9 protein-coding genes are annotated in these 8,494 nt (G+C 53.6%); 3 read left to right on the top strand and 6 right to left on the bottom strand.

Going from position 1 to position 8,494, the window contains the following annotated elements:
- The first annotated feature begins 378 nt into the window (after positions 1-378).
- Both purH and purD read left to right on the top strand, forming a co-directional pair.
- The gene (purH, locus tag GEAM_RS19690) at positions 379-1,968 is read left to right on the top strand and encodes a bifunctional phosphoribosylaminoimidazolecarboxamide formyltransferase/IMP cyclohydrolase (RefSeq protein ID WP_034795041.1); all 1,590 of its coding nucleotides are present in this window, start codon (positions 379-381) and stop codon (positions 1,966-1,968) included.
- Between the two features lie 60 nt (positions 1,969-2,028).
- The gene (gene purD, locus GEAM_RS19685) at positions 2,029-3,318 is read left to right on the top strand and encodes a phosphoribosylamine--glycine ligase (protein WP_034795039.1); all 1,290 of its coding nucleotides are present in this window, start codon (positions 2,029-2,031) and stop codon (positions 3,316-3,318) included.
- A 76-nt stretch (positions 3,319-3,394) separates the two neighbouring features.
- Here the strand turns inward: purD and GEAM_RS19680 are convergent, their stop codons facing one another.
- The 6 genes from GEAM_RS19680 to nudC form a co-directional block, all read right to left on the bottom strand.
- Positions 3,395-4,054 (bottom strand): DUF1481 domain-containing protein, encoded by a 660-nt coding sequence (locus GEAM_RS19680; protein ID WP_229333888.1) that lies wholly within the window; start codon positions 4,052-4,054, stop codon positions 3,395-3,397.
- A 48-nt stretch (positions 4,055-4,102) separates the two neighbouring features.
- Positions 4,103-4,375: a nucleoid-associated protein HU-alpha gene (gene hupA / locus GEAM_RS19675; protein WP_013577396.1), complete on the bottom strand. Its 273-nt coding sequence runs from the start codon at positions 4,373-4,375 to the stop codon at positions 4,103-4,105.
- A gap of 190 nt (positions 4,376-4,565) precedes the next feature.
- Positions 4,566-5,156: a YjaG family protein gene (locus GEAM_RS19670; RefSeq protein WP_034795037.1), complete on the bottom strand. Its 591-nt coding sequence runs from the start codon at positions 5,154-5,156 to the stop codon at positions 4,566-4,568.
- Between the two features lie 71 nt (positions 5,157-5,227).
- Positions 5,228-5,908, bottom strand: coding sequence for a deoxyribonuclease V (gene nfi, locus GEAM_RS19665; RefSeq protein ID WP_034795036.1), 681 nt, complete (start codon positions 5,906-5,908; stop codon positions 5,228-5,230).
- Positions 5,909-5,927: 19 nt separating this feature from the next.
- Complete coding sequence (gene hemE, locus GEAM_RS19660; RefSeq protein WP_034795034.1) at positions 5,928-6,992, bottom strand: uroporphyrinogen decarboxylase; 1,065 nt, start codon at positions 6,990-6,992, stop codon at positions 5,928-5,930.
- A gap of 66 nt (positions 6,993-7,058) precedes the next feature.
- On the bottom strand, positions 7,059-7,844 hold the full coding sequence (gene nudC, locus GEAM_RS19655; RefSeq protein WP_034795031.1) for an NAD(+) diphosphatase: 786 nt from the start codon (positions 7,842-7,844) through the stop codon (positions 7,059-7,061).
- A 106-nt stretch (positions 7,845-7,950) separates the two neighbouring features.
- On the opposite strand from nudC, the gene GEAM_RS19650 reads away from it, so the two are divergent.
- Positions 7,951-8,466: an Rsd/AlgQ family anti-sigma factor gene (locus tag GEAM_RS19650; RefSeq protein WP_034795030.1), complete on the top strand. Its 516-nt coding sequence runs from the start codon at positions 7,951-7,953 to the stop codon at positions 8,464-8,466.
- Positions 8,467-8,494 lie beyond the last annotated feature (28 nt).

Genomic DNA, 8,494 nt, shown 5'->3' with positions numbered 1-8,494 from the left:
ATTCACGTTGTTCCCTGTCGATGGAGCGGCATTATAGGGAGTTCTGAGCAGGCCGCAAGGGCTAATTTTAAGAAAAATCACTGTTTGCTGCATTCCACAGCAAATACACCGCTTATACCGTGTTTTACACAAACTTATCCACAGAGCAACATCTTGCTCAAATTTTACGAGCGCCGCGCAATCGTTTTCGCTACAATTTCGCACGTCTGTTTTTACCTTCATTCAGGTAGCAACGAAGAAAAATGAGATGCAGAAGGACAGTTATCTCAGTGCAAAGCCGCTCTTTTCTCAAAATTGCTCTATATAAAGAGAAGAAAGCGCCCCTTGAACTCAGATAACACTCTTTACTGCGACTTCAAAGCCAAGGAAATAACCACCATGTTACAACCTCGTCCAATCCGCCGTGCCCTTCTCAGCGTTTCTGATAAGGCCGGTATCGTAGAATTCGCCGAAGCTTTAGTACAACGCGGCGTGGAATTGCTCTCTACAGGCGGAACTGCTCGCTTACTTGCTGATGCAGGCCTGCCGGTGACCGAAGTTTCTGACTACACCGGGTTCCCGGAGATGATGGATGGACGCGTCAAAACCTTGCACCCGAAAGTGCATGGCGGGATTTTAGGTCGCCGAGGCAAAGACGATGAGATCATGGCGCAGCACGCCATTGCTCCTATTGATATGGTGGTCGTCAACCTTTACCCGTTTGCTCAAACCGTTGCGCGCCCGGACTGCTCTCTGGAAGACGCGGTTGAGAATATTGATATCGGTGGCCCAACCATGGTTCGCTCAGCGGCGAAGAACCATAAAGACGTGGCGATTGTGGTTAAGAACGGCGACTTCGCTTCTATTATAGAAGAGCTGGATAACAACAACGGTTCCCTGACACTGGAAACCCGTTTCAACCTGGCGATTAAAGCCTTTGAGCACACCGCGGCTTACGACGGCATGATTGCCAACTACTTCGGTACTATGGTTCCGGCTTACCACGGCGAAACCGACAAGCCTTCCGGCCAGTTCCCACGCACCCTCAATCTGAGCTACATCAAGAAGCAAGATATGCGTTATGGCGAGAACAGCCATCAAAACGCTGCCTTCTATATAGAAGAGAATGTTACCGAAGCTTCGGTCGCGACTTCACAGCAACTGCAAGGCAAAGCGCTCTCTTACAACAACATCGCTGATACCGACGCCGCTCTGGAATGCGTGAAAGAGTTCGCTGAACCGGCTTGCGTCATTGTTAAGCACGCCAACCCTTGTGGCGTGGCGATCGGCGATTCGATTCTGGCAGCCTATGAGCGCGCCTACAAAACTGACCCAACTTCCGCTTTCGGCGGCATTATCGCTTTCAACCGCGAGTTGGATGCAGATACCGCAAAAGCCATCATCAGCCGCCAGTTTGTGGAAGTGATCATCGCCCCTTCCGTCAGTGAAGAAGCACTGGCCCTGACCGCGGCTAAACAGAACGTTCGCGTTTTGACCTGCGGACAGTGGCAAGCTCGCGAAAACGCGCTGGACTTCAAACGCGTTAATGGCGGCCTGTTAGTGCAAGACCGCGATTTGGGTATGGTGGAAGCGTCGGACCTGCGCGTAGTCTCTTCCCGCCATCCGACTGAGCAAGAGCTGTCAGATGCCCTGTTCTGCTGGAAAGTGGCGAAATTCGTTAAATCCAACGCCATTGTTTATGCTCGCGACAAAATGACCATCGGCATTGGTGCAGGCCAGATGAGCCGCGTCTACTCGGCGAAAATTGCCGGAATCAAAGCCGGTGATGAAGGCTTAGAAGTGGCGGGCTCCGTCATGGCGTCCGACGCCTTCTTCCCGTTCCGCGATGGTATTGATGCCGCCGCGGCCGTGGGCATTACCTGCGTGATCCAGCCGGGCGGTTCTATTCGTGATGATGAAGTTATCGCCGCGGCGAACGAGCACGGTATCGCGATGCTGTTCACCGACATGCGTCATTTCCGCCATTAATTCATAGACCACGACTCATTTTTCAGCGGGCTGTCTCAGCCCGCTCACCCGGAGCTTCTCATGAATATTTTAATTATTGGTAACGGCGGGCGTGAACACGCTTTAGCGTGGAAAGCCTCCCAGTCTCCGCTGGCGGATAAAGTCTATGTTGCTCCAGGCAATGCGGGCACGGCGTTAGAGCCTCTGCTTGAGAATGTGGACATCGCCGCCACCGACGTTGCTGGCCTGCTGGCCTTCGCCCAGAGCCACAATATTGGTCTGACAATCGTTGGACCAGAAGCGCCACTGGTTATCGGTGTGGTAGATGCTTTCCGTGCAGCCGGTTTGAAAATCTTCGGCCCGACACAAGAAGCGGCCCAGCTTGAAGGTTCAAAAGCCTTCACCAAAGATTTCTTAGCACGCCACAAGATCCCAAGCGCGGATTATCAGAACTTTACTGAAGTTGAGCCAGCGCTGGCCTACCTGCGCAGCAAAGGCGCGCCAATCGTCATCAAAGCCGACGGCCTTGCCGCAGGTAAAGGCGTGATTGTCGCCATGACGTTGGAAGAGGCGGAAGCCGCCGTTAACGACATGCTGGCGGGAAATGCCTTTGGCGACGCCGGGCATAGAATCGTTATCGAAGAGTTCCTCGACGGCGAAGAAGCCAGCTTTATCGTCATGGTTGACGGCAAAAATGTGCTACCGATGGCCACCAGCCAAGACCACAAGCGCGTCGGCGATGGCGATACCGGCCCGAACACTGGCGGCATGGGCGCCTATTCACCGGCTCCGGTGGTGACGGATGAGATCCACCAGCGCGTGATGGATCAGGTTATCTGGCCAACCGTGCGCGGCATGGCGGCTGAGAACAACACCTATACTGGCTTCCTGTATGCAGGCCTGATGATTTCTGCCGACGGCCAGCCTAAAGTGATTGAGTTCAACTGCCGCTTCGGCGACCCGGAGACTCAGCCAATCATGCTGCGTCTGCGTTCTGACTTGGTGGAGCTGTGCCTCGCCGGGGCTGAAGGCCGTCTGGACGAAGTGACCTCAGAATGGGATCCGCGCCCTGCTCTTGGCGTGGTTCTGGCTGCGGGCGGATATCCGGGCGATTACCACAATGGTCAGCCGATCCACGGCCTGCCGCTGGAAGAAGTGCCGGACGGTAAAGTGTTCCACGCCGGGACTCGTCTGCAAAGCGAACGCGTAGTGACCAACGGTGGCCGCGTGCTCTGTGTTACTGCACTGGGCAAAACGGTTGCCGCCGCGCAGTTACGCGCTTACCAGTTGGCGAAAGATATCAGTTGGGAAGGCAGCTTCTGCCGCAAAGATATCGGTTACCGCGCCATTGCTCGCGAGCAAGACCAGTAACCCCTGTCCCAGAATGACAAAAGGCACGCTTCGGCGTGCCTTTCTTATTTATAACGCTTTCGCCAAGTCTCTTGGCTTATAAGTCGGACTCTTTCGGTTCCCACTTACAGAAATCTTCATTAGCCACCAGCAGCAGTTCATCCCCTTCTGGCGCACTCAGCCAAGCTAACCCAAGGTGGTCATTGGCCTGCGCGGCGCGCTTGGCTAGCCACACTTGCGAACGAACGCTAAGGCTAAGAGTCACGGGCTGGCCCGCGCAAGAGGTGATATTGCCTTGCTTCCACTGCCCCTGAATCAGCTGAACATTGCCGGCGCGCAGCGTGTTGCTCAGGTCGAGCAGCTTGGCGGCTTTATATTTGTACAGCTCTATATCATCCGAGGAGAGTCTTTCGCGGCGCTCGGGGAGCTGCCTTTGCATAAAGCTGACGTGGCCTTCATTGTCGAAACGCAGCATGACGCCAAGATCGGTCTTGGTGGCGTGGGTTTCGCGCATCAGGTGCAGTTGGCCTTGCTGGTATTCATAGCGCGTGATCACCGTGTCACCACCATAGTAGGGGCTGTACACGTTGACGATAGTCTGAGGTTGGTGGTCGGCGTTGTCGCGACGCCACAGGCGATTAATGCCTTGGTCAGCGACATAACCACTGGCGCTGAACAGCGGCGTGGTGTCTTTGGAACTGCAACCCACCAAACCGAGTACCAGCAAAGCGGCAGCCAGTTTGGAGGTGATAAACAAAAGGGGCCGCTTAGCCGCCCCCTCGCTTATTCTTTTCACTGCAAGCAATTACTTAACAGCGTCTTTCAGAGCTTTACCAGAAACGAACGCAGGCACGTTGGCAGCTGCGATTTTGATTTCTTTACCAGTCTGTGGGTTACGACCAGTACGCTCGTTACGATGATTTACCTTGAAAGTCCCGAAACCAACCAATTGTACAGCATCACCTTCTTTCAGAGACTCGGTAATAGCAGACAGTGTAGATTCAAGAGCAACTTTGGCCTGTGCTTTGGAAAGATCAGCTTTGTCCGCAATTACATCAATCAGTTGAGTCTTGTTCATAAGTTATCCTTTACAGTGTGTTTATCGTTTGCAAAGCATCGAGTGCGACGGATATGCCGATTGACAGCACCCTCCTGCATACACGCACCGATAGCCACTTTTTTTACGCACCCCAAATGTAGACCAGACAGGGTGCGGATGTGAAGCCTTAAGGCACGACAAATCAGGCGTTAAATCACGTTTTCTTGCCTTATTGCGCTAAATTTATGCCAATGTTACTCACGGCGGCTTCACGCAGGTCAGAACGTAACCCTTTTATTAATTCAAGGTCACGCTCTTCACAGTCAGCCAACAGGCGGAAAATCTCCCATTGGATGTCCCATTCTTCCTCAACAGCAGGGATAACTTTCAGCTCTTCATCGGTCATTTCTTTGCCCGCCTGAGTCATCTCAAGCATGGCAACAGTGCGAATCGATGTTTCACTGACAGCAATCGCATGCGAGAGCGTCTCACCGCTGAGTCGCGAGTGGATCAGTTCACCTAATGCGATACAGGCGTCAATTGCTGGGTAAACGCCGTAAATATCGTAGTCTTCAGCAGAAGGCACCGCCTCCTCTAACTTCTCTAGCTGGGTGTCAAAATTGACTTTGGCGTCCTTGACGACCAGCGTTTCCCAAACCAAATCCAAGATACGACGGTACAGCTGTGGTTCGCCGAACCCGGATTGCAGACAAAACATCTGATAGTTGGGATACATGCGCTCACAAAGGCTCGCCATAAACGTCAGGTGCTGCCAGCTTTCTAGCTTCTCCAGACGTAAATGTATCGGATTACGTAACATGGTTGGTTCTCATTAACTTTTTCTGCGCAGGAGTTTACCTGAAATGATTGCAGATCCCTATGCCTTGATTCCTAAAGATTCCCGCTCAGGCGTTGCCAGCGCTGAAATGCTACCCGATTTGAGGCGACGGCGTCGGCCCAACGGGTAGGTTCAGGGAGCCGATAACCCCGCATGCATTGTTCCACCCAGAAAAAAGCAGATTCTATGCTGATGTGATTACCGGGCGAAATGAACAATGGGTTACAGCGTAGTTTACTGCGCCACACCCAGCCAATTTGTTCGTCGCGGTCATACAGCGACTGTCGGCTGTGTAGAGCATCTTCTAAGGGCAGGAACTTGCCAAACAGGCGGCTTTTCGCCACGCCAATGGTTGGCACGTCAATCATCAAGCCAAAATGGCTGGCGACGCCCAAACGTCTTGGATGCGCAATGCCCTGACCGTCCACCAGCACTAAGTCGGGAAGCTGCTTGAGCTGCTGCCAGGCCTGCATCAGGGCTGGCAGCTCACGGAAAGAGAGAAAGCCGGGGATATAGGGCATGGTGGTCGGTATGCGGGCAATCTGGTATTCGACCAGCTCAAGGGAGGGATAACTCAGGATAGCAATCGCCGCCCGCGTCACCTCGCCCCCCTGCTCGAATCCTACGTCAGCACCGGCAATAAAGCGCGGCGTCTGAAAATCGTCCGGGTCCTGAAGGACAATGTTGTCCGCCAGCACCCTCTGCTCTTCCCGTAAAACCCGAGTATCAATCATTCCTTTACCTTATAAGCGCTTACTGGTGGAAACGGCGCGATAAGTTGTGCACGGCCTCCACGAAGACGCCCGCATTCTCAGGCGGAACGTCCTGATGAATGCCATGTCCGAGGTTGAAGACGTGACCATTACCGCTGCCGAAACCAGATAAAATCGTTTCGACTTCCTGCTCAATGCGCGCAGGGGTAGCGTAAAGCATAGACGGGTCCATGTTACCTTGCAGAGCAACTTTGTCGCCCACGCGGCGGCGCGCGTCGGCAATGTCCGTGGTCCAGTCTAAGCCCAAGGCGTCACAGCCGGTGGCAGCCATCGCTTCGAGCCACTGCCCGCCGCCTTTGGTGAACAGGGTTACCGGCACGCGGTGTCCGTCGTGTTCACGGATCAGGCCATCAACGATTTTATGCATATAGTTCAGGGAGAATTCGCGGTAATCGCGAGGGGTCAGCACGCCGCCCCAGGTGTCGAACACCATTACCGACTGAGCACCGGCTTTGATTTGTGCGTTGAGATACAAAATGACGCTGTCCGCCAACTTATCCAGCAGCAGGTGCAGAGTTGCCGGTTCGGCATACATCATCTTTTTCAGTTTGGTGAAGACTTTGCTGCTGCCGCCTTCAACCATATAGGTCGCCAGCGTCCACGGGCTGCCGGAGAAGCCAATCAGCGGCACTTCGCCTTTCAGGTTTTTGCGAATGGTGCGCACGGCATTCATCACATAGCCCAATTCCATCTCTGGATCAGGGATTGGCAGCTTTTCAACGTCAGCGCGGCAGGTCAGCGGAGAGGTGAAACGCGGGCCTTCGCCAGTCTCGAAATACAGCCCAAGGCCCATCGCATCAGGAATAGTCAGAATATCGGAGAACAGGATCGCCGCATCCAGCGCATAGCGGCGCAGGGGCTGTAGCGTCACTTCACACGCCAGCTCGGCGTTTTTGCACAGCGACATAAAATCCCCGGCCTGCGCGCGAGTCTCTTTGTATTCTGGCAAATAGCGCCCGGCCTGACGCATCATCCACACCGGGGTCACATCAACGGGCTGACGCAGTAAAGCGCGCAGGTAGCGATCGTTCTTCAACTCACTCATTGTTACTCATTCCTTCAATAATCTTGGCCGCACGGCATTCAACTGGGCGGCATTGTAGCATGCCTGCTATTCGGCATCGCCGTCGCGCTCGGCGCGGCATAGCACGACAGTATCTTCAATCAGTCGGCGGGCGATGGTGCCGACTGGCGGCAGCTGCGGTAAGGCGTCGAAGCGATACCACCCGGCGCTAAGCAGCTCTTTCGGGTCGTGCTTGATGTCGCCGCCGTCGTATTCCGCCATAAAGGCCATCATCAGCGAGTTCGGGAAAGGCCACGGCTGGGAGCTAACATAGCGCACGTTTTTGACGCGCACATTGCTCTCTTCCATCACTTCGCGGGCCACGGTCTCTTCCAGCGTTTCGCCGACTTCGACAAACCCGGCCAGCACAGTGTGGATGCCATTGCGGTGACGAACATGCTGCGCCAGCAAAATCTCTTCACCTTTGCGAATAGCGACGATAATGCAGGGGGCGATTTGCGGGTAATAGCGCTCACGGCAGTGGCTGCACAGGGCGGCCCACTCGGTTTTGCTGACCTGCATTTCATGGCCGCAGTAACCGCAAAACTTATGCGAACGGTAGAACTCGGCGAGCTGTACGCCGCGCCCCACCAGCTGGAATAAGCCTTTATCCTGATCCAGCAGTTGGCGCGCGGAGAACATATTGTTGTCCATCGCCTGACGAACCAGCCAAACCGGCGCGCCTTGCCATTCGCCAATTTGTCGGCCAATTTTGCCAATCAGCGAGAATTGCGACGCATCACCAAAAGGTAATTCTCCCTGTGGCAGCCATAGCTTGCCCTCGTGGCTGATCACCCACCAGCCGTTATGTTGGTCTGTTATCTGTAATTCCATATTGTTGTTGCATAACCTCGACGAGACTGACAATCTGGTTTTCGGAAGTTAAATATTAGTAACCTTTAACATTTTGGTTACTTTTCTCTCGCTCACGGAGTCAACCATGCTAAATCGTCTGGAAAGACTGACCCAACGCGTTGGTGGCAGTAACGAGTTAATCGATCAATGGCTTCACGCGCGTAAAGAACTCTTAGTCTCCTACTGCACGCTTGTTGGCCTGAAACCTAACAAAGAAAAGCATACCCCGCTAAACGAAAAAGCGCTGGATAACTTTTGCCATAATTTGGTGGATTATCTTTCAGCCGGCCATTTCCATCTTTACCACCGTATTATCGATGAAGTTGAAGGCATCGACAGCCCAAAACAGCTAGTCGCGTCGAAAATCTATCCTGCCCTCGAACTGAACACCGAAGCTATCATGGCTTTCCATGACAGTTATACTGAAACAGATATCACCGATGACAACGCCTTTGCTTTCCATTATGCGCTTTCCGATATCGGCGAAGCCTTGGATGCGCGTTTTGTCCTTGAAGATCAGCTAATTACTTTAGCCTTCGAACCCTCACAAGATGTGTTACCACCCGTTGCAAACGATCAGGTGCTCGAGCGCCCAGCCTAATTTCAAAACATCTGATTAACATTTTTCC

The organism is Ewingella americana ATCC 33852 (assembly GCF_000735345.1).
GTDB classification, from domain to species: domain Bacteria; phylum Pseudomonadota; class Gammaproteobacteria; order Enterobacterales; family Enterobacteriaceae; genus Ewingella; species Ewingella americana.
The sequence above is the reverse complement of the archived record's forward strand: the minus strand, read 5'-3'. Positions and strand labels throughout refer to the sequence as shown.